General features: G+C 54.2%; 22 protein-coding genes and 1 pseudogene. 14 read left to right on the forward strand and 9 right to left on the reverse strand.

Annotation, left to right across the window (positions count from 1 at the left end; translation table 11 throughout):
- Positions 1–23: 23 nt before the first annotated feature.
- Positions 24–1,061 (forward strand): glycoside hydrolase family 18 protein, encoded by a 1,038-nt coding sequence (locus ACL02P_RS22835; RefSeq protein ID WP_412838145.1) that lies wholly within the window; start codon positions 24–26, stop codon positions 1,059–1,061.
- Between the two features lie 263 nt (positions 1,062–1,324).
- Here ACL02P_RS22835 and ACL02P_RS22840 read toward each other — a convergent pair whose 3' ends face one another.
- The gene (locus ACL02P_RS22840) at positions 1,325–1,477 is read right to left on the reverse strand and encodes a hypothetical protein (RefSeq protein ID WP_412838146.1); all 153 of its coding nucleotides are present in this window, start codon (positions 1,475–1,477) and stop codon (positions 1,325–1,327) included.
- Positions 1,478–1,656: 179 nt separating this feature from the next.
- Between ACL02P_RS22840 and ACL02P_RS22845 the strand changes: the two genes are divergently transcribed.
- Both ACL02P_RS22845 and ACL02P_RS22850 read left to right on the forward strand, forming a co-directional pair.
- Entirely contained in the window at positions 1,657–2,001 is a 345-nt protein-coding gene (locus ACL02P_RS22845; protein WP_009224658.1) for a DUF1492 domain-containing protein, read from the forward strand.
- A 2-nt stretch (positions 2,002–2,003) separates the two neighbouring features.
- A complete protein-coding gene (locus ACL02P_RS22850; protein ID WP_412838147.1) occupies positions 2,004–2,174 on the forward strand; it encodes a hypothetical protein in 171 nt (56 codons plus the stop codon).
- Between the two features lie 154 nt (positions 2,175–2,328).
- Here the strand turns inward: ACL02P_RS22850 and ACL02P_RS22855 are convergent, their stop codons facing one another.
- Genes ACL02P_RS22855 through ACL02P_RS22865 form a run of 3 tightly spaced genes read right to left on the reverse strand, consistent with a single transcriptional unit; the run spans position 2,329 to position 3,952 of the window.
- Positions 2,329–2,922: a DUF4825 domain-containing protein gene (locus ACL02P_RS22855; RefSeq protein WP_412838148.1), complete on the reverse strand. Its 594-nt coding sequence runs from the start codon at positions 2,920–2,922 to the stop codon at positions 2,329–2,331.
- Positions 2,919–3,596 carry a permease prefix domain 1-containing protein gene (locus ACL02P_RS22860; protein WP_036644908.1) on the reverse strand — a complete coding sequence of 226 codons (678 nt, stop codon included), beginning with the start codon at positions 3,594–3,596 and terminating at the stop codon, positions 2,919–2,921. The genes ACL02P_RS22855 and ACL02P_RS22860 overlap by 4 nt, the downstream gene beginning before the upstream one ends.
- A complete protein-coding gene (locus ACL02P_RS22865; RefSeq protein WP_036644910.1) occupies positions 3,593–3,952 on the reverse strand; it encodes a PadR family transcriptional regulator in 360 nt (119 codons plus the stop codon). Before ACL02P_RS22865 ends, ACL02P_RS22860 begins: the two co-directional genes overlap by 4 nt.
- A gap of 385 nt (positions 3,953–4,337) precedes the next feature.
- On the opposite strand from ACL02P_RS22865, the gene ACL02P_RS22870 reads away from it, so the two are divergent.
- From ACL02P_RS22870 to ACL02P_RS22900, 7 genes are all read left to right on the forward strand, one after another.
- The gene (locus ACL02P_RS22870; protein ID WP_412838149.1) at positions 4,338–4,853 is read left to right on the forward strand and encodes a DUF6273 domain-containing protein; all 516 of its coding nucleotides are present in this window, start codon (positions 4,338–4,340) and stop codon (positions 4,851–4,853) included.
- Between the two features lie 458 nt (positions 4,854–5,311).
- On the forward strand, positions 5,312–6,340 hold the full coding sequence (locus ACL02P_RS22875) for a LacI family DNA-binding transcriptional regulator (protein WP_323075868.1): 1,029 nt from the start codon (positions 5,312–5,314) through the stop codon (positions 6,338–6,340).
- A gap of 363 nt (positions 6,341–6,703) precedes the next feature.
- A complete protein-coding gene (locus ACL02P_RS22880; RefSeq protein WP_260069775.1) occupies positions 6,704–8,122 on the forward strand; it encodes an ABC transporter substrate-binding protein in 1,419 nt (472 codons plus the stop codon).
- A 151-nt stretch (positions 8,123–8,273) separates the two neighbouring features.
- Complete coding sequence (locus tag ACL02P_RS22885; protein WP_407673853.1) at positions 8,274–9,359, forward strand: carbohydrate ABC transporter permease; 1,086 nt, start codon at positions 8,274–8,276, stop codon at positions 9,357–9,359.
- On the forward strand, positions 9,359–10,456 hold the full coding sequence (locus ACL02P_RS22890) for a carbohydrate ABC transporter permease (protein WP_260069777.1): 1,098 nt from the start codon (positions 9,359–9,361) through the stop codon (positions 10,454–10,456). Before ACL02P_RS22885 ends, ACL02P_RS22890 begins: the two co-directional genes overlap by 1 nt.
- Positions 10,453–10,950 (forward strand): hypothetical protein, encoded by a 498-nt coding sequence (locus tag ACL02P_RS22895; protein WP_412838150.1) that lies wholly within the window; start codon positions 10,453–10,455, stop codon positions 10,948–10,950. Before ACL02P_RS22890 ends, ACL02P_RS22895 begins: the two co-directional genes overlap by 4 nt.
- Positions 10,951–11,212: 262 nt before the next feature.
- Positions 11,213–11,404, forward strand: a complete 192-nt coding sequence (locus tag ACL02P_RS22900) for a hypothetical protein (protein WP_036644918.1) — start codon at positions 11,213–11,215, stop codon at positions 11,402–11,404.
- Positions 11,405–11,539: 135 nt separating this feature from the next.
- Here ACL02P_RS22900 and ACL02P_RS22905 read toward each other — a convergent pair whose 3' ends face one another.
- The 4 genes from ACL02P_RS22905 to ACL02P_RS22920 form a co-directional block, all read right to left on the reverse strand.
- Positions 11,540–12,571, reverse strand: coding sequence for a Gfo/Idh/MocA family protein (locus tag ACL02P_RS22905; RefSeq protein WP_412838151.1), 1,032 nt, complete (start codon positions 12,569–12,571; stop codon positions 11,540–11,542).
- Between the two features lie 19 nt (positions 12,572–12,590).
- Positions 12,591–13,700: a Gfo/Idh/MocA family protein gene (locus tag ACL02P_RS22910; RefSeq protein WP_260069780.1), complete on the reverse strand. Its 1,110-nt coding sequence runs from the start codon at positions 13,698–13,700 to the stop codon at positions 12,591–12,593.
- A gap of 9 nt (positions 13,701–13,709) precedes the next feature.
- Positions 13,710–14,558 carry a sugar phosphate isomerase/epimerase family protein gene (locus tag ACL02P_RS22915; RefSeq protein ID WP_412838152.1) on the reverse strand — a complete coding sequence of 283 codons (849 nt, stop codon included), beginning with the start codon at positions 14,556–14,558 and terminating at the stop codon, positions 13,710–13,712.
- 512 nt (positions 14,559–15,070) lie between these two features.
- Positions 15,071–16,237, reverse strand: a complete 1,167-nt coding sequence (locus ACL02P_RS22920; protein WP_412838153.1) for a Gfo/Idh/MocA family protein — start codon at positions 16,235–16,237, stop codon at positions 15,071–15,073.
- A gap of 239 nt (positions 16,238–16,476) precedes the next feature.
- On the opposite strand from ACL02P_RS22920, the gene ACL02P_RS22925 reads away from it, so the two are divergent.
- The 4 genes and pseudogenes from ACL02P_RS22925 (at position 16,477) to ACL02P_RS22940 (ending at position 22,213) form a co-directional block, all read left to right on the forward strand.
- Positions 16,477–17,304 (forward strand): AraC family transcriptional regulator, encoded by an 828-nt coding sequence (locus ACL02P_RS22925; protein ID WP_260069783.1) that lies wholly within the window; start codon positions 16,477–16,479, stop codon positions 17,302–17,304.
- 233 nt (positions 17,305–17,537) lie between these two features.
- Entirely contained in the window at positions 17,538–20,684 is a 3,147-nt protein-coding gene (locus tag ACL02P_RS22930; RefSeq protein ID WP_412838154.1) for a discoidin domain-containing protein, read from the forward strand.
- Between the two features lie 307 nt (positions 20,685–20,991).
- Positions 20,992–21,623: pseudogene (locus tag ACL02P_RS22935) on the forward strand (GyrI-like domain-containing protein).
- A gap of 101 nt (positions 21,624–21,724) precedes the next feature.
- Positions 21,725–22,213 (forward strand): low molecular weight protein-tyrosine-phosphatase, encoded by a 489-nt coding sequence (locus ACL02P_RS22940; protein WP_412838155.1) that lies wholly within the window; start codon positions 21,725–21,727, stop codon positions 22,211–22,213.
- A gap of 77 nt (positions 22,214–22,290) precedes the next feature.
- Here ACL02P_RS22940 and ACL02P_RS22945 read toward each other — a convergent pair whose 3' ends face one another.
- Complete coding sequence (locus ACL02P_RS22945; protein ID WP_009224678.1) at positions 22,291–23,184, reverse strand: carbohydrate ABC transporter permease; 894 nt, start codon at positions 23,182–23,184, stop codon at positions 22,291–22,293.
- Positions 23,185–23,196 lie beyond the last annotated feature (12 nt).

Below are 23,196 nucleotides of genomic sequence, written 5' to 3' on the forward strand. Positions count from 1 at the left end.
GCAAGCAAAGGGAGGAGCACCAAATGAGCCGGAACTATGTGGTGGCGGGATACGTTAGCGACCGCCACCTCCCTGAACTGACGAAGGAAGAGCTGAAGAAGCTGACCCATATCAATATCGCCTTTGGCCATGTGCGAGAGGACCGGATTCAAACGGGACATTTGCAAAACTTGGGCCTGCTGCCCGAACTCAAACGGGAGAATCCTGACTTGACGGTCCTGCTGTCCGTAGGCGGCTGGAGCGCCGGCGGCTTCTCGGAGGCCGCTTCAACGGAAGCCGGGCGGCAGGCAATGGCCGAGTCGGCGGTCCGCGCCGTCACGGAATATGCGCTTGACGGGGTCGACCTGGATTGGGAGTATCCCTGCTATGCCGAGGCGGGGATTGCTGCCAGCCCGGACGACAAGGCGAATTTCACGCTGCTGCTGCGGACGATGAGAGAGGCGCTGGATCGGCAAGGCGAACGGGATGGCCGCCATTATGGGCTGACAATCGCCGCTGGGGCGGACCAATATTACATTGACGGTACGGAGATGGCTGAGGTCCAGCGTTACCTTGATTTCGTCCAGCTGATGACGTACGACATGCGCGGCGGCTTCCAGACGTTGACCGGGCATCACACCAACCTGTACACCGGAACCGGGGACCTCTTCCGCATCAGCGTTGACGCCTCGGTGAACCTGTTTGTTCGGGCCGGGGTGCCTAAGGAGAAAATCGTCATCGGCGCAGCGTTTTATTCGCGCATGTGGAAGGACGTACCGAACGTGAACCGCGGGTTGTATCAAATGTCCCCCGGATCGGGCGGCTACGGTCCAGATTTTACGGAATTAGCCGCTGAGTATATCGATCGCAATGGATTTGTCCGTTACTGGGATGAGGAAGCGAAAGCGCCGTATCTGTTCGACGGCCAAACGTTTATCTCCTATGACGATGAAATGTCGATTCGCTGCAAATGCGATTATGTGAAGGCCCAAGATTTGGCCGGTGTGATGTTCTGGGAGTATGGCTGCGATCGGACGCACCGGCTGCTTGATGCCCTGTACCAAGGGTTACAATCATCGTAAGGGACAATCCTGAACGTTTCCAGCCCGCAAAAAGCCTCATGCTTCGTGAACCTTGAACCAAAAGGATCGCGAGCAGCATGGGGCTTTTTGTGATGACATCAAACGTTCTAACTTTGCCGGGCCCGTCATAGATATAAATAGGGGTGTTTTTACCCGCAACTGCGGTACAACCTTAGGCCTGAGGATTTTCACAGTTTCCTAGATTCTTTACTGCTAGAGGCTCCTGAGGTCTGTCGATCTTCGCCCAGAATATCATCCAGCCGCTATACTTCTTCGGAGAGAGCCTGCAAGGAAGCCTCGATGTTGCCCAATTTATCGCCAACGGTTTGCAGCACATATTTGATCAGGATGAAGCAAAGTGTGACAGGAAAGCCAACATTCGCAACCAACGACACAATATCTGCAACCTGCATCATGGGTACCTCCTTGAACTTTTTATTGGGCCCTTCACTATATGGGGAAAAAAAGTTCGTCTTAGTACAACCAAATTCTAGAAAAAATGTTATAATCATTACTACTTATATAATTATGGTTGTATAACCCCCTTGAAAATTTCCCTATACATAGAAGATGAAAATGAAAGGGGGAGGTAGTTTTGAAGGAACAACATACCGTGTACGAGCAATATCGGAAAGAAGTTTATCGTATTGCATGGAGGGTTCAATACAGAGCGAGAGTCGTCAGAAAACGGGAATGTTCATTCAATGGAGTCGAGCCGGCCGTAACCTGCTTCACCTCATCTTCTGATAACAAAATTGTTGTGAGACAGCTGATCAATGCGCTTCCTTCTACGACGGGAAAAACGATCATCTCCAAAATCTATTTACAGGACAAAACGGAGGGGGAAGTCGCCCGCGAGTTGAATATGAGTCAGCAAGGGGTGAACAAATGGAAACGAAAGATGATCAAAGAGTTATCCCGGATGATGAAGAGTTCCTGAGTTTGCTTCAAAAAGCAAGGGATAACGATCCCGATGCGACGTTAAAGTTAATCGAGCTGTTTAAAGGCGATATTGTGCATATAAGCAAGTATATTCATATGTCCGAAGAGGACGCCGTTTCCGACATCATTCTCGAGTTCCTGGAGATGATTAAGAGGCGGGAAGAGAAGTAATGAGTATACCTCAGAAAGTCGGTCAGGAAGTTCACTCCTGATCGACTTTTTATTTTTTTTGAGATCTGGTTGTGAATGCGGCATCCGATTTTCCCTTATAGATGAGTGTGTTTAGAAGGGCTTTATCAGATAAAAGCGTTGGGAGAAGGAAGCGTTAAACGGATAGAGTCTCGGTCTCATGGAAAAGCTCCTGGAACGCTCGCCACGCGTAATCCCGATCTGTCAGCTTGTTTTGCACCGCAGCTTGCCAAGCGACATGGTCGGTGGTTAAAGACGAAAACTGATCTACGCCGTACCAGTCTAGCAGTTCTTCACGCGTTACACGGTAGGCCGCCGAACCTTCGTTAAAAATCACGGCCTCCAGGTTATCGATATAAGCAAAAGCGGCCGTGGCGCTGTATAAATACGCTCGATCGCGATCGACATCCGCCATCGGCACCGAAGAATCCAGATTCACTTGCACGGTGAACACGTCCGGATCAAGGGCAAAAGAACGAATCGGTCCCAGGGGGAGCGAAAGGAAGAGGCCCGAAACTTTAGAAGCATTGCCCATGTAAGGTGTCGCAAAAGAGGCCGTACGGGTGATGTCATGGGTCAGCGGATTGTTTTGCGCTTCGTTGTAGAGCGCCCCCTGCTTATCCTGGCGCGGTAGCGCCACGCCTTCCACCACGCCCAAGCAGACGAATCCGGCAAGGAGCAGGGCGAAAATTCCGATGTTCCAACGTTTGAAGGTTTGTCTCGTCGTCATGCTTCCCAATCACCTACTTCATGTTTTGTCAGCAACGAAGCGCTCAGCTGGAACGCCAGCGGAATCCCAATCGTGAGAAACGGCTTGGCGTATTGGATGCCCAGTAGCGCAAACTGATAAGGACCGCCGATCTTCACTTGATAGCCAAACCAGATATTGCTCCCGAACCGGAGGGCCGTAATCGCGAGCAGGGTGACAAGAATGAACAGCCCCCACAGCAGCCACACGATCCGGCTTCGCCGCCGGGCCGCCGCGATATGTCGCGGAGCCGTTACTTCAAGCGCTTGGCCGCGCCACGTTAAATGCAGCACGAGATAAAAGAGGCCAAGAACCAGGACGAAGCCCAGAAGGAAGAAACTTAACGGCGTGCGTTCGATCAAACGTAATGGAATAGTGAAGATCCACAGAATGATGGCTAAAAACAGCATCTTTTGCATCCATTCCAAACGATAGCGGTTTACATAGATCAGCGGGTGTTCGTCGATCAGCCCGTCGATGCGGGTGAGGCTGGATGTTGCCGTTCGGACGGCTTGTTCGTAATCCATTCCGCCAGCCATGAGATCGGCGACTTTGGCTTCCAGATTACCGATGATTTCCTCTTTCATCTCACGGTTTCGTCCGGTTGCCGGGTAGCCGGCAAATAAACGATCCACGTGGTTTTGCAACGAATTCATGATGGGGATCCCTCCTGTTTCTCGATCAGAACGTCGATGATCTCGCGGGAAAATTTCCATGCCGCCAAATTGGCTTTGTAAACCTCGGCTCCCGCAGGGGTGACATGGTAATATTTGCGCCGCCCGCCCAAACTGCGATCTTCCCCCCAATAGGATTCGATCAGCTTCTGGGCCTCCAATCGCTTTAAGCTGGTGTAGAGCGACGGCTCTTTCAATTCGTAACGTCCTTGGCTAATGGAGGAGATGGATTTCATGATCTCATACCCGTAGTTATCTCCCTCCTCCAGCAGCACCCGAAGAATAATCGTATCGATGTGGCCGCGGATCAAATCCCGGCTGATGGCGCTGTCGTTCACTTTGTTCACCTCTTTTGAAACAATGTAATACATATTACTATGTGTGTCAATGTAGTTGATGCTTGGTTACTTTGTCACTAGATCGCTAAGTCAGTAAGTTACTAGATCACTAGATCCTATGGTCGCTTGTTATTGGCCGAAGAAGAAGTCTCATCGATTAGTTGTTGCGGCCCCCCTGGGAACTTGTTGTAAAATAGATAGACTGAAGAAGAGGAGGGGAGTCTTATGGATGGTAACCATCAACCTGCTTCTATGCCGCTCCATCATGCGATTCATCCGGGGGAACAGATGACCTTTGGCTCGTATCCCCATTTCGCCGATGGAACAGTTCAGCCGATCGTATGGCGGATTCTCCAAAATTCAGGCAACGAGTTGTTTCTGTTGAGTGAAGAGATTTTGGACTGCAAGCTTTTATCACGGGAAAAGCGCGGATGTTTCGTGGCGGGATGCCGTAGACATCATCTGGCGCGACTGCGATTTGCGGCAGTGGTTAAACGAGGAGTTTTTCGCTGCTGCCTTTAGCCCGGAAGAGCAAGCGTTGATCGAGCCGGCTTATTGCACAGATAACGGGGAAGGCTGCCCCGATACGGAGGACAACGTGTTTCTGCTGAGTGTAGCGGAGGTGAAGGCATTCACCGCAAGCCTTGGCAAGGACTGGATGACCGCCGTAGGGACGGATTATGCGAAATTGAAGAAGCCCGACGGCTGCAGCCTTTATGTCTATGACAAGGGCGAGGAAGTCAATTATGTGCTGCGAAACGGTCAGAAGATGGGCTGTTCCTGGTGGTGGCTGCGCACGCAGGGCAATTTACCTTCGCGCGCCCATTTTATCGGTACGGGATGCAGCATCCGCAGCTATCAACGTCAGTCTGGCAAGGGATGGCGTGCGGCCAGCAATTAAGTTGAGTTATGTTTAATGAATGGATTTAACGGAACGTACAGCCCTTATTTCGCATGGAAGCAGCTGGTCGGAACTTTTAACGGAATCAGATGACGTTATTTGGCTCGAATAGGCTAGAGCGAGGTTGATTTACGTCCAATAACGGCCTTACGTTCCGTTAGAACGGGAAATCTCGCGGGAAATGGACTTTAGCGTCATCTGGTTCCGTTAGAGCAAGAACGAGGTATATCGTCTGGCCCCCAGTCAGTCCGTTTACGCTGCATTTGAACTTCTTAGGTAGGGAAATGCCAATGGGGGAGCGCTTACGAGTAGCCGGACTCAAAGGGATAAAGGTGAGAAAGGGGGCGGACGGGCTAGGGTCACCCCTAGGATTGTAAGCGCTTCAAAAAAATCTTGTCATCGAAAAAATCCCTTGTTATAATCGCATTGAAAAGCTTTTCAAATCGAGGATACAAACGATGAACAAAAACAAAAGCAAACCAACGATCCGTGATGTTGCTAAAAAGGCGGGGGTCTCCATCAGTACGGTCTCGCGCGTCATGAACGCGCCGGGTACGGTGGTGGAGAGCAAGCGAAAGCGCGTGCTGGAGGCGATTCAGGAACTGAACTACCAGCCGAACGCGTTCGCCCGCGGACTGATTTACAAGAAGTCTTTTACCTTAGGATTGTTGATTCCCGATATTGAGAACATGTATTACGCGGGAATGATCCGGGGAATGCAGGATGCCTGCAACAAGCTGGGGTACAGCCTGATGATCTGCAACACGGACCGTGATAAGGAGCGGATGTTGTCGTATATCGATACGTTTCATGAGAAGCAGGTGGACGGGATCGTATTTGCGAGCGACAAAATGTTTCCGGAGTATTACGAGAAACTGATTGGTTGCCGCATCCCCTGTGTCATGGTGTCGTCCCATTCGGACGACTACGATATTCCGTGCGTCGAAGTCGACGACGAGGCGGCAGCTTATGACGCAGCCGTTTACCTGATCGAGCTTGGTCATCGCCAAATCGGTATGATTGGCTTCAATCACGACAATTCCATTTCAGGCCCGCCGCGATTCGCCGGGTTTGTTCGGGCCATGAAGGAATACGGACTGACATCGAATATCGAAAACGTGAAATTTGCCAGTCACTATTTTGAGCATGCGTATCAGGCGGCACATGAGCTGTTTACCGAGCATCCTGATTTGACCGCGGTGTTTTGCGTTGCCGACGAATTTGCCATGGGGACGATTTCGTATCTTCGGGATCGGCACATTCTTGTCCCGGGGCAGGTGTCCGTCATCGGCTTTGACAACCACCGCATGGCCAGCATGTATATTCCTAAGCTGACCACGATATCCCAACCCATCTATGATCTAGGCCACCGTGCTGCAGAGAAGCTGCATGAGCTGCTGACGACCGGGAGCGTGGCGGTGCCCAGAGAGATCCTCCAACACAAGCTGGTCGTAAGGGAATCCTCACGGGAAAGAACCACGGTGTAGCCAAGTAATAACACACACAACGCAATACAACACATACATCGCAATACAACACATACATCGCAATACAACATACACAACGTAACACACATCGTAACACAACACACGCAATGTAACACAACTCACACATTCCAACACTCACCACGAACCATTTGAATCGTATTCTGAAAAGCTTTTCAAAAAAGCGGAACATTCCGGCTGGGTAGGTCATACACTTATACCGAATTGAAAACGGATACAGGCCTATATTTATCGTCGCCTGCTGCTGAAAAGCTTGATTAAGGAGGTGATTCGCCGGAATCGAATAAAGGTCGTCTGACCTACAGATGGTTGTTCCTAAATCATATCGAAGGAGATGTAGGGTCAATGAAAAAAAGATCAAAATGGACTTCCTTATTGCTCGTTAGCGGGTTATCGTTCACACTTCTCCTCAGCGCCTGCGGCGGAGGGAACAATGCGGCAAATAATGAACCGGCGGCTCCGGCTAATACGGGAACCACGGAACAGAACACAAATGATACCGCCGCAACCAATGACACTTCCACCGGCTCTCCGCTGGAGTTGGCGTTGAAAGGTGAATATAAAGGGACGAAAGTTACGATGTTTGGTCCGTTCGTAGATGCTGACCAAGTGAAATTCGAAACCAGCATCAAAGAGTTCGAGGAGAAAACAGGCATCGACATTCAATACGAAGGCTCCAAAGAGTTCGAAGCGACCATTAACGTCCGTGTAGACGGCGGCAACGCCCCCGACATCGCGGACTTCCCGCAACCGGGTCTGCTGGCTGCCGTTGCCAAGACCGGTAAGGTCATCGATCTGACCAACATACTCGACCAGGAGAAGCTGAAGGCGAACTACAACCAAAGCTGGCTTGACATGGCGACGATGGAAGATAAGGACGGCAATAAAATTATGGCGGGCATTTGGAACCGCAGTAACGTAAAGAGCTTGGTATGGTATCCGAAGAAGCAATTTGAGGAAGCGGGTTATACCATTCCGCAAACTTGGGATGAGCTGATGGCGCTGACGGAGCAAATCGCCAAGGACGGCGACACGGCTTGGGGGATCGGTATCGAAAGCGGCGCGGCAACAGGCTGGCCGGCTACCGACTGGGTAGAAGACATCATGCTCCGCACGACCTCGCCGGAAAACTATGATAAATGGGTTAGCGGTGAACTGCCGTTCACTTCCCCTGAAGTGAAGCATGCTGTTGAAGTAATGTCGGAAATCTGGATGAATCCGGATTACGTGTATGGCGGAACGAAATCGATCGTAACGACAGCATTTGGGGATTCGGCGTTACCGATGTTCGACAACCCGCCGAAGATTTGGCTGCATCGTCAAGCGAACTTTATCACCAGCTTCTTCCCGGAAACGGCGAAGATCGACGAAGACTACGACTGGTTCTATCTGCCGCCGATCGACGAGCAATATGGGAAACCGGTGCTGGTAGCCGGCGATATCTATGCCATGTTCAACGATCGTCCTGAAGTTCGTGCGGTTATGGAATTCTTTACGACAGGCGAATCGATCAAATCGTGGGTACAATCCGGCGGCGTGATCGCTCCGATGAACGATGCTTCGCTTGACTGGTATACTTCTGAGGCCGATCGTCGTATGGCTCAGCTCGTGCAGGATGCGACCACGCTGCGGTTTGACGGCTCTGACCTGATGCCGGGTAAAGTAGGTGCCGGTACCTTCTGGAAAGGCATGACCGACTACGTGAGCGGTACGTCCACACTGGATGAAGCGTTGGCGCAAATTCAGGAAGGCTGGAATAACTAAGCCCGATTCTGGATCTGCGGCATAAACGATAACTAAAGCACCGCGGAGGGGCGCGCGAGCCGAAACGTGGGTTCCGGCACACACGCCCCTTCCTTTTTCATCAATCCAACCGGTTCAGGAAGTAACGCTCACAAAACATTTAGGAGGGGTCATGATGAGTTCAGAGGCCAAGCGAATCGTCAGCCTGAGGGCCGTGCTCTTCACCCTGATCGTCCTGGTCGCAAATGCCGCCGGACACGGCCTGATCTTCCGATTTTTCCGCGACTCGACGCTGAATCCGCTGCTGACTGCGATCTTCGCCGTTTTATGGGGCGTACTCGGCGTGTACTTACTTTTCTATACCTTTAACTGGGCGGTGGAGCAGTATCCGGAGCAGGTGCGGCGGAAGGTGTTGCCGTATATTTTCATCGGTCCGGCCGTGATTTTGCTGGGATGGCTGCTGGTGCTGCCTGCCGTACGGACGTTGTACTTGAGCTTCTTTAACGCCTCGTCGGAGAAATTCGTTGGGCTCGCCAACTATGCGGCGATCTTCACCGATAAGCTGATGGGAACGGCGCTGCGCAACAACCTGCTGTGGGTGTTCCTAGGCACGCTTGCTTGCGTCACGCTTGGGCTGCTGATTGCCATCCTCGCCGACCGCAGCAGCTACGAGAAAATCGCCAAGTCGATTATCTTTATGCCGATGGCGATCTCGTTTGTGGCGGCGGGCGTCATCTGGAAGTTTGTTTATTATTATCAGCCCGGCGACCAGCAAATCGGTCTGTTTAATGCCATCGTCACCGCTCTAGGCGGTGAAGCGCAAGCCTGGACCAGCATGCTGCAGCCGTGGAACAACCTGTTTCTGATCTTAATTCTGATCTGGATGCAAACCGGGTTCGCCATGGTCATTTTCTCCGCGGCGATCAAAGGGGTTCCAGAGGATATTTTGGAAGCGGCACGTGTGGACGGGGCCGGTGAGATCAAAATCTTCTTCCGCATTATCATCCCGTATATCTCGGTGACAATCCTGACGGTGACGACGACGATCATTGTGTTTACGCTCAAAATTTTCGACGTGGTCATGGTCATGACTGGCGGACAATACGGGACGGAAGTGGTGGCCACGCAGTTCTATCGGCAATTCTTCATGTACCGTAATTTCGGGTACGGGTCCACGCTGGCGATCGTCTTGCTGATTGCCGTAACGCCGGTCATCTTCTTTAATCTGCGGCAGATCCGCAAGCAGGGGGGATTCTAATGGCGGGCACGAAATTGCATAAACGCAAACGCGGCAAAACGGTAGTTAACCTCGTTCTCGGTCTCATCTGCTTATTGTGGCTCATCCCGACACTGGGGCTGCTGATCTCTTCTTTCCGGCCGGCGGCAGACATTTTGCAAACCGGTTGGTGGAACGTGTTCCCGCACCGGGAATGGACGAATGCGGAAACGATTCAGCTCTCCAAGGATATCGACCTGCGCGAACCGATTGAAGTGAACGGAGAAACCTACAGTGACGACGAGCTGAAAGCCGGGGTAGTAAAAGACGGACAGCGGCTGATCTGGGAAAATCGCCGGGCCCGCACGATCCACGTCCAGGAGCAGGGCTGGGAGTTCAAGCCGGCGCTGACGCTGGAGAATTATAAGAACGTGCTGTCCGGTAAGGAATATAAGCTGAAGCTCGCCGATGGCAGCGAATCGATTCAGAAAGGGACCGGGTTGTCTCAGGCGTTCTGGAACACGCTAACGATCGCCGTTCCGGCAACGGTGATTCCGGTGCTGATCGCTTCGTTTGCCGCTTATGCCTTCGCCTGGCTGCGGTTCCCTGGCCGCAAAACGCTGTTTGTGGTGATCATCGCGATGCTGGTCATTCCGCTACAGGTTGCGCTCATCCCGGTGTTGAAGGACTATACGGCGCTGGGTCTGAACGGCAGCTATCTGGGGATCTGGTTGGCGCATACGGCCTTTGGTTTGCCGCTCGTCACGTACTTTATGTATAACTTCATCAGCCAGCTGCCCAAGGATTTGTTTGAGTCGGCCTTTATCGATGGGGCGAGCCATTTTACGATTTTCTCCCGGCTGATCCTGCCGTTGTCGGTGCCGGCGCTCGCTTCGATCAGTATCTTCCAGTTCCTGTGGGTCTGGAACGATTACCTGGTATCGCTGATCTTCATCGGCAACCAGCCAAGCGTACAGGTGATGTCGATGAAAATCGCCGATCTCGTGGGTTCGAGAGGCAACGACTGGCATTTGCTGACGTCCGCCGCGTTTATTTCGATGCTGATGCCGCTCGCGATCTTCTTCCTCCTGCAGAAGTACTTTGTTAGAGGGCTGATGGGAGGCTCGGTGAAAGGATGAACGAGCAGCCTTATGAGCATTCGGCGGACCTGTCGCTGAGCAAATTCATTAGCGTTCATACGACCCGGGATACCCGGGAGGAAGAGCTGCGGATGCGAAGCGAAGAAGTGCTGCGCTTGACCGAAAGCCGCGGCTTTGACGGGCTGGCTGAGGAGCAGCACGCTTACCTGGACGCGTTCTGGAGCCGCGCCGACGTGGAAATTGCCAGCGATCCCGCGCTCCAGCAGGGGCTGCGGTTTAATGCGTTTGGCCTGCTGCAGTCGGCTGGACGCGACGGCATGACCAGCATGGCCGCGAAGGGGCTCACCGGCGAAGGGTACGAAGGGCATTATTTCTGGGATACCGAAATGTACGTGCTGCCCTTCTTTACCTTTACGACGCCGGAGATCGGCCGAGCCTTGCTGGAGTTCCGCTACCGCACGCTGGAGCAAGCGCGGCAGCGGGCGAAGAGAACTCCGCCTATTTCCCGGCGGGCACCTGGTCAGCTAACGTAGCGTCAACTCTACCGATTGGATTCGCCATTTTTATCTATAAAGCCGCTGGCGTGTGGAACGCCGTGAACAAAAGCGACCCCTTTGCATAAAACAAAGGTGGCCGCTTTTATTTTGTGAGGAAGAAGGGAGGAAAAAAGAACTTAAGGTGTTTTGTACCCTTACGCGGCTGCAACTGCGGCGTTATGATAGGGAAGGATCAAGCAGGAAGTGTTTATCCAATTATGGAGATCTTTAACTAATGACGAAAAGGAGGTGGAGCACGATGTATCTGAACGACTTGGACGTTGCCAAACAGTATATTCGGGATCTTCGCCAGGAGCTGGACCGGTGTTTGCTGGCTGAGCAAATCCGGCGCAGGGAGCGGGAGAAGTCAAAGCGTGAGCGGTCTAAAGTACCCATAGGCTTCAACTCGGTACTGGTTACCATCCTCACCAGGATGAGAAAACGGCTGTAACCTCGGCCATCCCCTCTGGTATGTTCCCCGATACAAGAAAGACCGCCCCTCGTAAGGAACGGTCCTTCGCTTCGCAACGATTTTCCATTTTCCGTTTGTTTATGTCGTAAGTTCCCGGTTCTCAGTATCTAGTGTTTATATGGATTTCCGCGTCCGAGAGGATTGATACAACTCATCGATGAGCCGCAGCGTTTTGAGGCCTTCTTCGCCGTCAATCGCAAAGCGAGTTCCTGTTCGGACGCGGTCATAAAAGTCGGCGATTAACAACTGATGGCTGGAGCCCCAGTAGGATTTGCCGATGATTTGTCCTGCGTCGTTAAGGTTCGCCGGCGGTTCGCAGACCAGGCTTTCCTGACCGTCCCGGGTCAAATACAGGCAATCGTCCCGCTGACGCAGCGTGCCGCCTTCAAACACCAGCTCCAGTTCAACTGGGGTGTTGGTGAGGTACGCATTGGTGGCGTAAAACAACCCGTGAACGCCGTCCGCAAACCGGAGGCTGGCATGCGCCGTATCCTCCACCTCGATCACGTCGCCAAGGGCGTCGGCAGTGACGCTCCCCTGGACGGAGAGGACTTCGCCGCCGAACCATTGGAGCAGGTCAAGCGTATGGATCGCTTGATTGATCAGCACGCCGCCGCCTTCCGTCGACCAGCGGCCCCGCCATGGGCTGTCGGTATAATAAGCTTCGTCCCGGTGCCAGGTGACGATGCCTTTCAGGCAGATGAGCCGGCCCAGCGTTTTCGATTCCAGGAATTCGCGGATTTTTCGGGATGAGTCGTTATACCGATTCTGAAAAACAACCCCCAGCTGTGCCTCGCTGCGCCGAGCTTCTGCCACCAGGTTCTCCGCCGCTTTGAGGTCATGTGCGAGCGGTTTTTCCGTCAGCACATGTTTGCCGGCACGGAGCAGCTGCGTCGCCATCTCCGCATGCAGGTGATGGGGCGTACAGAGGTGGACGACTTGAATATCGTCACGATCCAGCAAGGTCAGGTAATCGCTGGCCGCTTCGCAGGAATACGCCGCTGCGGCCTGCTCTGCCTTGGCGGCATCGCTGTCGACGACCACTTTCAGCTTCACGCCGTCCAGTTGCTGCACAGCCCCGGCATGCAGCGGAAAAATCGCTCCGCAGCCGATAATCGCCGCGCCGATCGGTTCTTGCATCGTCATCGTAAGGTCCCTTCCTGTCCTAGTAAGTTGGGGTGACGCGAAGTGCCTGCTGCTGAGCTTTTAGACACAGCTCTGCGGCTTTGAAGGCGTGCTCCTGGGTCATGGCGTTTTCCGTGCGGTTCAGGCAATCCAGAATCAGCTCGCCAAAGAACGGATAGCCCACCTGCCCGCGTACGGCAAAATGCTGCTCCCCGTCCTGATTCACCAGGTAGACATGGTCGCCCTCCGCATCCCGGGCGAGGTCGACGTATTTGCGCAGCTCAATATACCCTTCGGTGCCCAAAATGAACGTCCGTCCGTCTCCCCAGGTGCTGAGTCCGTCCGGCGTAAACCAGTCCACGCGGAAATATTGCGTCGCCCCGTTATCTCCAACCAACGTCGCGTCGCCGAAGTCCTCCAGCTCGGGGTATTCGGGATGATGATAGTTGGCTACCTTGCTGTGCAGCACTTGGGCATCCTTGCACCCAGTATAGAACAGAAACTGCTCGATTTGATGACTGCCGATGTCGCAGAGAATACCGCCGTATTTTTCCTTCTGAAAAAACCACTCCGGCCGCGAACCCGCATTCAGCCGGTGCGGACCAAACCCGGTCACCTGCAGCACGCGCCCGATCGCCCCTTGCTGAACGAGCTGACCGGCATACACGGCGGATTCCACGTGCAGGCGTTCGCTGTAATAGACCATATATTTGCGTCCGGTTTCGCGTACCTTCTGACGCGCAGCTTCCAGTTGGTCCAGGCGGGTGAACGGCGTCTTGTCGGTAAAATAATCCTTCCCGGCGTCCATCACCCTAAGCCCCAGCGGACCGCGCTCCGACGGCACCGCCGCTGCAGCGACGAGCCGCACCTCGGGGTCGGAGAGCACTTGATCCAGGCTGTCTGCCCGGGCGGCTTGCGGGTACTGCTCCACGAACGCCTGGACTTTGGCCGGGTCGGGATCATACACCCACTTCAAGGTCGCTCCGGCTTCGACCAGGCCGCCGGTCATGCCGTAAATATGCCCGTGGTCGAGGTGCACCGCAGCAAATATAAATTCGCCGGGTTTCACGACGGCATGGGGACGTCCCTTCGGCGCATAGTTCATTCCGTCCTTCGCTTGAAAAGAGGGGTTCTGTTGTTGTGCATCCATCGTATCGCCTTACATCCTTTCGTGGATAAACTCGGCAAATTGGCGGAGCATTTCTTTCGAGCCGTAGTGGCCGCTGAAATCCTCGATCCCCAGGTAGCCGTCGTAGCCGACGGATTTCAGGTCCCGGAGCAGGCGGCTGTAATCGATCACGCCGTCCGCCAGAGGCGACCACTCGCAGCGCCAGGCTGCGGTGCCGTCCTCGCGCGTACCGGTCTGCGACCAGGCGGCGTTTTTGACGTGGACATGTGCGAGATAGGGGCCCAGCAGCTCAAGTCCCATTTTGAATTGCTCATACCCTTCGTGCACCATGTTGCCCGGATCGTACAGGACGCCGATCTGATCGGGATCGCAGTGGCTGACGAGCCGATGGGCCAGGCTGGCGCTGGGCGCGATCGTCAGATGATGCGTTTCCACGACCCCTTTGACGCCGTATTGCTTGGCCAGGCGCTCTGCTTCCTTCAGATAGCGCACCGTTTTGTCGTACAGCTCAGGATAGGGGGTGGTGCCGTCATATCCGGCCGCGCCGACGCGGATCATTTTGGCGCCGAGCAGGCGGGCGACGGAGAATACGCGCTCCGTTTCCTCCAGATCCAGCGAGTTCAAATAAGGCGTGATGCTGGTGACCTCAAGCCCTTCGGCTTCGGTGATGCGTTTGAAGCGGAGCAGCTGCTCTTCAGAGGAAGACGGGTCGATCGAGCACAGATTGTTGCGCCAGTACGATGGCTTTTCACCAGCGACTTCGGCGGGAACTTCCTTGAAACGCCACTCCACGCCGTGGAGCCCGGCTTCGCGAGCGGCCTGCACCAACTCCTCCGGCGTCAAATCCGGGGTGGATACGGTAAATACGGACAATTTCATGGGCTATCGCTCCTCTTTGAAATCCTTAATGCTTACTCGTGTGCTAGACTAACGGCTCAATTTTCAATAAAGGTAAAAAATGGCCTTATTTTGCAAGGTTTGAGCGGATACGGAGAAATAAGGGACTTTTTTGTCCTTATTTTGAATGGGAAGCGTGCGAAGCGGGCGAAACTTGCGTGTTTCCGGAAAATAAGGCCCAAATTTACCCTTATTTCGGCTCAACGGGCTGATTTGGAGCAAATAGAGGAAAAAAAGTCCGCTATTTGCTCGGAAGGCAGCCTGTGGGCAGGTCACCCGCCGCTAGAGTGCGTGCCGGCCACGTCCCATGGCGCTCCTGTGCCGCTAGAGCGCGTGCCGGCCACGTCCCATGGCGCTCCTGTGCCGCTAGAGTGCGTGCCGGCCACGTCTCATGGCGCTCCTGTGCCGCAGAGTGCGTGCCAGCCACGTCCCATCGCACGCTCTAGCGCCACTTCACTGCGCACCCGTCACGCCCATCTCTCTCCCGCACCGCTTTAATGCGTACCCGACACGTCCAGCACCTTGCCGCTGTCGGCTTCCTTGCGGAACGAGGAGGTGCGGATCTTCTCCTGCAGCTTGGCATAGAACAGCTCCTCGTCCAGCGGCAGTTCCACCCAGTCGTCGGTCCAGGCGGACAGGTGCATGGCGTTGGAGAGCGTCAGGCCGAGGATGCCTTCCTCGCCGGGGGCGAGCAGCTTCTCGCCGTGCAGCAACGCGTTCGTGAAGTTTTGCAGAATCCCTTTATGCTGCGGGCCGTCGCCGCCGCTCACCGGGATTTCGCATCTCCAGCATTCCGGCTGTCCAAAGCCACCGGTATACTCCGCGTTAAACTTCGGCTCGGGCACGCGCAGCCGCCAGAACGTGAGCTTGCCGTCTTCCACGACGATTTTGCCGTTGTCGCCGGTCAACTCGAAACGGTTCGTGCCCGGCGCTTCGCCAGTCGTGGTGACGAACAGCCCGGTGGCGCCGTTTTCGTATTCCACGTAGGTGGTCACGTCGTCCTCGACCTCGATGTTGCGGTATTTGCCAAAGTGGCAAAACGCGCGCACCCGCTTGGGCATCATACCGGTCGTCCACTGCCATAGGTCGAGTTGGTGCGGGTCCTGGTTCAGCAGCACGCCGCCGCCTTCTCCGGCCCAAGTGGCGCGCCAACCGCCGGAGTCGTAGTAGCTTTGCGAGCGGTACCAGTTCGTGATGATCCAATTCGTGCGGCGGATCCTCCCCAGCTCCCCGGACAACACAAGGTCGCGCAGCTTGGCGTACAGCGGATTCGTCCGCTGATTGTACATGATGCCGAACTGCTTCCCGGACTTCGCCGCCGCTTCATTCATCTCGCGAACCGCTTTGGTGAACACGCCGGCTGGCTTCTCTACCAGCACATGGTAACCGCTCTCAAAAGCTTGCATCGCCAGCGTCGGATGATCATAGTGCGGCGTGGCGACCAGCACCGCATCCATCGCGTCCGAAGCAAACAACGCTTCCGGGGTATCAAAAGTCAGCACCGTCTCCGGCAGATGCTCCTTCGCCCACTTCAAGCGGTCGGGGTTCGTGTCGCATACGGCGGTCAGCTCCGCGCCCCGGATCTCGCCGCTGCTGAGGTTTAATGCGTGTGACGTTCCCATATTGCCAATCCCGATGATGGCGAAACGTACTTTGTCCATATAATCGCTCCCTGCCTCCTATATAAGTAGTACCATAATTGATATGAACGTCCTGTCAGCTTCTATATAGTCCTGTCGCTCTTAGCTTAGCTTGAATCGGAAGGGTTGAGAATGGCACGAATTAAGACGGTTTTGCACAAAATTAAGGTGTATTCGATAAATAAGACTGATACAATGGGATAAGAATCCTTCGGTATGAAAAGGTTTACAGCGAGACATAGGGAAGGGTGAAGAAGCCGATGAATGAGATGGACCAACTTGCCGGGCGTTTGCCCGAGAGCTTAACCGTCACCGTGACGCATGCACAGCTGAGAAGCGGCTTTCCCGGATGGAACCGGACGGAGCTGGCCCCCAGCTTTAATCGGCTGTATTTTATCGCGGAGGGGGAAGGGGCGGTCATCATCAACGGGGAGACGTATTATCCCCGGCCGGGTCAGCTGATGATCATGCCGGCGGGGAGCAGTCAAACGACGTTTACGAATCCGGAAAATCCCTATACCCGGTATTTCTGCCATTTCGACGCTCAGGTGGGGGAATGGCCGCTGTTTCATGCGAGGAGCAAGCTGTACATCAGCGATGCCGGCAATCCCGAGGACGTCCGAGCGACCTTCGAGGAGCTGATCCGTCAGTTTCAGTCCGGGGGACCCTTTGCCGGGTTACGCATGCAGGCTTGTCTGCTGAATCTGCTGGCCTGCTGTCTGGAGGAAGGCGGCTACCACGATTATTTGAAGGACTATATGCAGTTTACGGAACGGAACAAGCTGAACGGCGTGTTGAGATATATCCAGGAGCATCTGCACGAGCCGATCGAAATCGAGACGTTGGCCGACCTGGTGCATTTGCATCCGAACTATTTTATTCCCTATTTTAAAAAAATCATGGGAGTCACCCCGATGCATTACGTGCAGCGCAAACGGATGGAGGAGGCCAAACGGCTGTTGACCTATACGGACGACAGCATCGCGGACATCGCCGACCGGTTGGGCATGCAGCTGGCGCATTTCTCCCGCCAGTTTAAAAGTCATGCCGGGATTTCGCCGACCGCGTACCGCGCCTGCACGCGGTAATCTGCTCCGTGTTGAACCCAACTGAACTTAACCGCCCGCTCTCCGCGCTTTGATGCGCAGGGGGCGGGCTTTTTTTATGCTCACCTTGGATGTAAGGCGTTTTCCTGCATGAATCATTACATTGCGGTATAGCTGCGGGACAGGGGGGTTTTTAGAATGGGGGTAGAAAAAACATCCAGTTCTGGCATCGCAAACCGAAGTTCCACCATTTCACGATTGAAGGAGGCGTAAAGGTGAGAAGACGTTTACGGACAAGGAAAATGGCGCACGCATTCATCCTGCTGTTCGTCGGTGCATTGGCTTTCTCCGGACCCTTGGGATCCGCGCAAGCCGTACAGGCGGAGGAAGAAGCCGGGGCTTATGCCCGAAACGGCAACATCGTGCAGGCGTCAAACGGAAGGGTTTCGCTGGTTTACGATTTAGCGGAAGGAATCGGCAGCTTGTCGTGGAACGGACAATCGGTCGTGCAGCAGTTCGAGTCAAGCTTTCGCGAGAAAGGCGGCGAAACGCGTTCAACCCAGGAGGCGGTGGAAAGCACGGCGGAGTGGAGCAAGCTGAAACCGGACAAGTACGGCAAAAACGGCCGCAAGCTGACGATTCACAGCCAGCTGGCAAGCGGTGAGCAAATCGATTTGAACTTTTACTTGTACCCGAAGGTTTCGTACGTGTTGACCGACATGCAGGTGCAGCGGGCGGACGGTCTGAACGTGGAGGAGCTGACCCCAATTGCCGCACAGCGGATCGAGATCGGGGCGGGCAATGCGAAGAAAATTTTTACGACGCCGTATTCCAACAACTTCGATTTCGGGGTTGCGCCGGTGGACGATTTCGGGAAAAGCCAAAACGGAGCCGACCGTTTTGCTGGCGAGCAGCTGACCTGGGACGACTTCAACGGGATCAGCCATTGGGTTGCAGCGGTGTTTGACAACGAGAACAAGCACGGCTTTGTTGGCGGGGCGGCGACCGTCCAGAATTGGAAAAGCAGCCAAAAGCTCGGCGAAGCGGAGCTTCCTAACGGGTCGCTGACCGCATTTTCCCTGTATAACTGGGGTGGGAGTCATAGCGGTACGACGGTGTCTTCGGATCTGTTTTTCCTCGGGTATTACGACGATTATCAACATGGCCTTGAGGAATACGGCACCGTTTATAACCTCGGAGAGCCTCATATGGAGTGGGACGGCGACGTACCGATGGGTTACAATACGTTCTACTCGCATGACCGTTATGCCACCGCGGAGGCTATGTATGCGATGGTCGACTACGTGGCAGAGCATTTGAAGCCGCTGGGATATAATTATTTTAATCTGGACGGCGGTTTTCAACCGGAAAGCGGCCTGCCTTTTGAACAATCGATCACCAAGTTCATCAACTATGTGCATGCCAAAGGGCTGAAAGCGGGCGGATATTCGACGCCGTTTACGATTTATGAGGAGTGGATCGACCTGCCGATCGAGGGGACGGGATTAACCCATCGTGACATCTGCCTGAAGGACGAGCAGGGGAACTTGATCAAAACCTATCTGAACACGTACGCGCTGGACCTCAGCCATCCGGTAGCTCAGCAGATTGTGAAGCGGAATATCGACGATTATATCCGCTGGGGCTACGATTACATTAAGCTGGATTTTATCGATATGGGGATGTACGAGGGACAACATTACGATCCTTCGGTGAACGGAATGCAAAACTACCGAATCGGGATGGGCATTATTCGCGACGTCGTACTAGCGGCGGACCGCCCGATTTACATCAACGAGTCGATTGCCCCGCTGCTGCCGGCTGCGTTTGCCCATGGCCGTCGGACGGCTTGCGACACGTCGCTTGGCGTAGCGAGCTACTCCGGCATTGAGCGGCAGGCGTTTAATACTGCGGCTTCCTGGTGGACGAACGGAACGCTCTACGAATACAACGATCCGGATATGATCATTCCGCAGTACGTGATCCAAGGGTTCTGGTACAAGTTCAGCCAGCAGGACGCGAAGCTGCTGAACACGGCGGTGACGCTGGGCGGAGGGCATTATCTGATCGGCGACAATCTGCCTTTTATCGACGAGGATCGGTTGGCTTGGCTGCATAACGAGGAACTGCTGGATCTGGTGAAAAAAGGGCAGGCCGCCAAACCGCTGCAGATGACCGATTTTTACCATCATGAGGCGCATTCCCCTGCGGTCACCGTGCTGTCGGAAGGGAAGGACAACCGCGTGGTCGGGTTATCCAATTGGACCAACCAGGCGCAGGACATCCAGGTTGATTTGGTTGATCTCGGCCTCAAACCCAACAAAAAATACCGGCTGACCGAGCTGTACAGCGGGCGGTCGCTGGGCACGGTGCAGGGCACGTTAACGTACTCGCTGGAAGCGAAGGGCTCGGCCGTTATTCAAATCGCGGGTTCGGGAAAAACGGAGCCTGCGGACCCGCTGCCAACGAATTTGGCGTTAGGCAAGCCAGTCAACGTCTCCTCGACCTGGGGCGATCCCGGCTACGAGGCCGATAAGCTGACCGACGGCGATCTTACAACGCGCTGGAACGCTGCGGATGGGCAGCTGAACGACCAATGGGCGGAAATTGATTTTGGCACAGCAACGAAGGTCAATCAGGTTGTCGTGAAGGAGTTCCGGGATACGTATTTCAAAACGGCCAACTATACGCTCCAATATTGGGACGGTTCGGCTTACCGGAACATTACAAAAGGATTTACGCTAGGCGATAACCGGACGCTGACGTTCCCAGAGGTTACCACCACCAAGCTGAGACTTTACCTGAATACGAACTACGGGGTGCCTTCGATCTACGAACTGGAAGCCTACTATGTTCCTGGGGTGAGCGGCAGCCGCATCGATCAGGACGACAGTGATATCCGGTATGATTATTACTCCGACGTGCGGGCGGGAATTCAGCGGATGCAGACCTTCACGTTAGAGCATACGGATTTGCCTAAACTGGATGTTTACATTTACGAGAGCTATCGGAATGAGGTGCCAAAGGACGCTTATTATTTCGAGCTGGTCGTGTTGGACCAACAGGGTCAACCGGCGGAGAAGCTGTTTACGGCTTCGCTTCCGGCGTACAACATCCCGGGCTCGATCTCGCCTTATTCGATTTACCCACAGTTAAAGGGACTGGATACGAGCAAAACCTATGGTTTGATCCTAAAATCGCCCGGTTCGGACTATACGCCAAGTACGGACAACAACTACGGATTTGCCTACAGCGACGAGAACCCTTATGCGGGCGGGGAAGCCAAGCTGTCCACGGACGGAGGGTTAACCTGGTCCGCGGAAACGAATCGGGACCTGATCTTCACGTTATATACATCCGCAGATTGGGTGGACGAGGAGCTGGGCCCAACGGTCGAAAGTTTGACAGGGGAAACGCCATAAGTCATACGGAAAAGCAGAGGGGGAAGGCCGTGGGGCCTTTCCCCTGTTTTTTGAAGATATCAGAAAGTATAAACTACGGGGATTGGCATCCTGATATCGCAAGAAAAACTTCCGCTAAACGCGGTCTGTCTACTTTGAATGTACGTCGATAGACGTTTTTCTTATTTGGTGACTACTCCCTGATCCGATATACTGATACCAAACTCATTTCGCCGGCCAGTCCAGACTCCCTGCAAAGTTGGTGCGCGGAAAGTCGGAAGGGGCAGGAGAACTCCTAGTATGATGGGAACCAGAGGAGGTGCAAACGATGGATGTGCTAAAAAATATGAACGAAGCGCTAAACTACATCGAGCGGAATTTGACGGAGGAGATCGATTATGGGGAAGTCGCCCGGATCGCCGTTTGTTCGGAGTACCATTTTAAACGGATGTTTTCGTTCCTGGCCGGGATTTCGCTGACGGAATACATCCGCCGCCGCCGATTAACGCTGGCTGCTTTCGGGTACCGGTTCAATTTCACGGAGTAAATCCGCATATCGCAGAAATGGCGCAGCAGTTAACCCCGGAGAAGATCGCTCAGCTGAAGGGGTTGTCCAATCTCGAACCGGCCGGGATCATCAGCGCGTCGATTAATTTCCCGGAAGGGCGCATGGAGGAGCAGGGGGAGCTGGACCATTATCTTGGCGTGGCGACAACGCAGGTTTGCCCGGACGGCTATGCATCGCTTGCGGTGGCCGCTTCGACATGGGCGGTGTTCACTGCCGTCGGCCCATTCCCGGATGCGCTGCAGAACGTTTGGGGACGGATTTATTCCGAGTGGTTCCCGTCCGCTCATTACGAGCTGGCCGAAGGACCGGAGCTCCTATGGAACGAGAGCCCGGACACCTCCCTGCCCAACTATCGAAGTGAAATCTGGATTCCGGTGGTGCGCAAAGGCTGAAGCTTCGACTGAGCTATGGTTGTTCTCCGGCTTAACCTATAGTACTATCTGCTAAGAGAGAGTGTTGAGCAGATAGGTGACAGGAAGGAAGAAGGAGAACCATGGAAAACGAGAAGCGCAAAGTGGGAGTGTTGTTTGTATGCCTGGGGAACATTTGCCGTTCGCCCATGGCGGAAGCCGTCTTTCGGCATCTGGTGAACGAAGCTGGATTCAGCGAACGGTTTGTGATCGATTCGGCGGGAACCGGCAACTGGCATACAGGCAATCCGCCGCATCACGGCACGCGCCGCATTTTGGATCAGTACGGCATTTCCTATGAAGGGCTGAAAGCGCGGCAGGTGGCGCAGGACGATTTTGCCAAGTTTGACTATATCATTGCGATGGATAACCAGAACGAACGTGATTTGAAGGCGTTGGCCCGCAAGACCAATGCCCGGATCGTGAAACTCTTGGATCTGGTGCCGGAATCGCAGCTAAAGGAAGTTCCCGATCCGTATTACACCGGGAATTTCGAAGAGGTCTACGGCCTGGTGCAGCAGGGCTGCCGCGCTTTACTGGAATTGATCCGGCAGGAGCACGCCTTTGGCTAAGCCCAGATCAGCCTAAACAAGAGCCAACCACAAACACAGAACCCGTCCGGCAATCGCCGCGACGGGTTTCTTAATTGTTAGCTTTTGATCGCGCCCATCATGATCCCTTTGACGAAATATTTTTGCACGAACGGGTACACCATGATGATCGGCAGCGTCGCCACCATCGTGACCGCCATCCGAATGCTTTCGCTGGAGACCGGGATGCGCTTGGCGTTTTGCGCCAGCTGCTGGGCATCGGTCATCATCGCGCCGGTCTGGAATTGGTTAAGGATCTTGACCAGAACGGCCTGCAGCGTCTTAAGCTCCGGTTTATACGTGTAAATATAGGAATCGTACCAAGCATTCCAGTGGCCGATGGCCAGGAACAAGCCAATCGTCGCCAGCACCGGTACACACAGCGGAAGAACGATGCGGACGAAAACCTGCAAATCGTTGGCGCCGTCGATTTTGGCCGATTCCTCGATTTCGCCGGGCAACTGCTCGATGAAGGTGCGAACGAGGATCATCAGAAACACTCCGATCAGCCCCGGGAAAATAAACACCCAGAACGAGTCAATTAACCCCAACGCCTTGATCACCATATACGTTGGAATCAAGCCGCCCCCGAAATACATCGTAAACACAAAGAAGAACGAAAAATACTTCCAGCCGAGCAAATACCGTTTGCTTAAGGAGTAAGCCAGCATGGAGATACAGATAATCGACACCGCGGTCCCGATCACTGTCCGCAGCGCCGTCACCTGCAGCGCACTCCAGATTTCCGGGTTGCGGAAGATGGTAATATAGCTGGCTGTCGTAAACTCTCGCGGCCAGAAATACAGGTTGCCGCGCAGCGAGTCCGTCGCATCGTTCAGCGAGATGATCAGGATGTTCCAGAACGGATAAAACGTGACGAGAAAGATGCACGTCAGGAACAGGTACAAGGCCGCATCAAACAGATGCTCGGTCATCGTTTTTTGATTTTTCATGCAGTTCCCTCC

It is taken from the genome of Paenibacillus sp. MB22_1 (assembly GCF_047200555.1).
Taxonomy (GTDB): Bacteria; Bacillota; Bacilli; order Paenibacillales; family Paenibacillaceae; genus Fontibacillus; species Fontibacillus phoenicis.

Excerpts from the sequence above, each read along its gene's own strand:
- ACL02P_RS22835 (WP_412838145.1), top strand. The coding sequence starts at position 24 with ATGAGCCGGAACTATGTGGTGGCGGGATACGTTAGCGACCGCCACCTC.
- ACL02P_RS22840 (WP_412838146.1), bottom strand. The coding sequence starts at position 1,477 with ATGATGCAGGTTGCAGATATTGTGTCGTTGGTTGCGAATGTTGGCTTT.
- ACL02P_RS22855 (WP_412838148.1), bottom strand. The coding sequence starts at position 2,922 with ATGACGACGAGACAAACCTTCAAACGTTGGAACATCGGAATTTTCGCC.
- ACL02P_RS22860 (WP_036644908.1), bottom strand. The coding sequence starts at position 3,596 with ATGAATTCGTTGCAAAACCACGTGGATCGTTTATTTGCCGGCTACCCG.
- ACL02P_RS22875 (WP_323075868.1), top strand. The coding sequence starts at position 5,312 with ATGAACAAAAACAAAAGCAAACCAACGATCCGTGATGTTGCTAAAAAG.
- ACL02P_RS22880 (WP_260069775.1), top strand. The coding sequence starts at position 6,704 with ATGAAAAAAAGATCAAAATGGACTTCCTTATTGCTCGTTAGCGGGTTA.
- ACL02P_RS22885 (WP_407673853.1), top strand. The coding sequence starts at position 8,274 with ATGATGAGTTCAGAGGCCAAGCGAATCGTCAGCCTGAGGGCCGTGCTC.
- ACL02P_RS22890 (WP_260069777.1), top strand. The coding sequence starts at position 9,359 with ATGGCGGGCACGAAATTGCATAAACGCAAACGCGGCAAAACGGTAGTT.
- ACL02P_RS22895 (WP_412838150.1), top strand. The coding sequence starts at position 10,453 with ATGAACGAGCAGCCTTATGAGCATTCGGCGGACCTGTCGCTGAGCAAA.
- ACL02P_RS22900 (WP_036644918.1), top strand. The coding sequence starts at position 11,213 with ATGTATCTGAACGACTTGGACGTTGCCAAACAGTATATTCGGGATCTT.
- ACL02P_RS22905 (WP_412838151.1), bottom strand. The coding sequence starts at position 12,571 with ATGACGATGCAAGAACCGATCGGCGCGGCGATTATCGGCTGCGGAGCG.
- ACL02P_RS22910 (WP_260069780.1), bottom strand. The coding sequence starts at position 13,700 with ATGGATGCACAACAACAGAACCCCTCTTTTCAAGCGAAGGACGGAATG.
- ACL02P_RS22915 (WP_412838152.1), bottom strand. The coding sequence starts at position 14,558 with ATGAAATTGTCCGTATTTACCGTATCCACCCCGGATTTGACGCCGGAG.
- ACL02P_RS22920 (WP_412838153.1), bottom strand. The coding sequence starts at position 16,237 with ATGGACAAAGTACGTTTCGCCATCATCGGGATTGGCAATATGGGAACG.
- ACL02P_RS22925 (WP_260069783.1), top strand. The coding sequence starts at position 16,477 with ATGAATGAGATGGACCAACTTGCCGGGCGTTTGCCCGAGAGCTTAACC.
- ACL02P_RS22940 (WP_412838155.1), top strand. The coding sequence starts at position 21,725 with ATGGAAAACGAGAAGCGCAAAGTGGGAGTGTTGTTTGTATGCCTGGGG.
- ACL02P_RS22945 (WP_009224678.1), bottom strand. The coding sequence starts at position 23,184 with ATGAAAAATCAAAAAACGATGACCGAGCATCTGTTTGATGCGGCCTTG.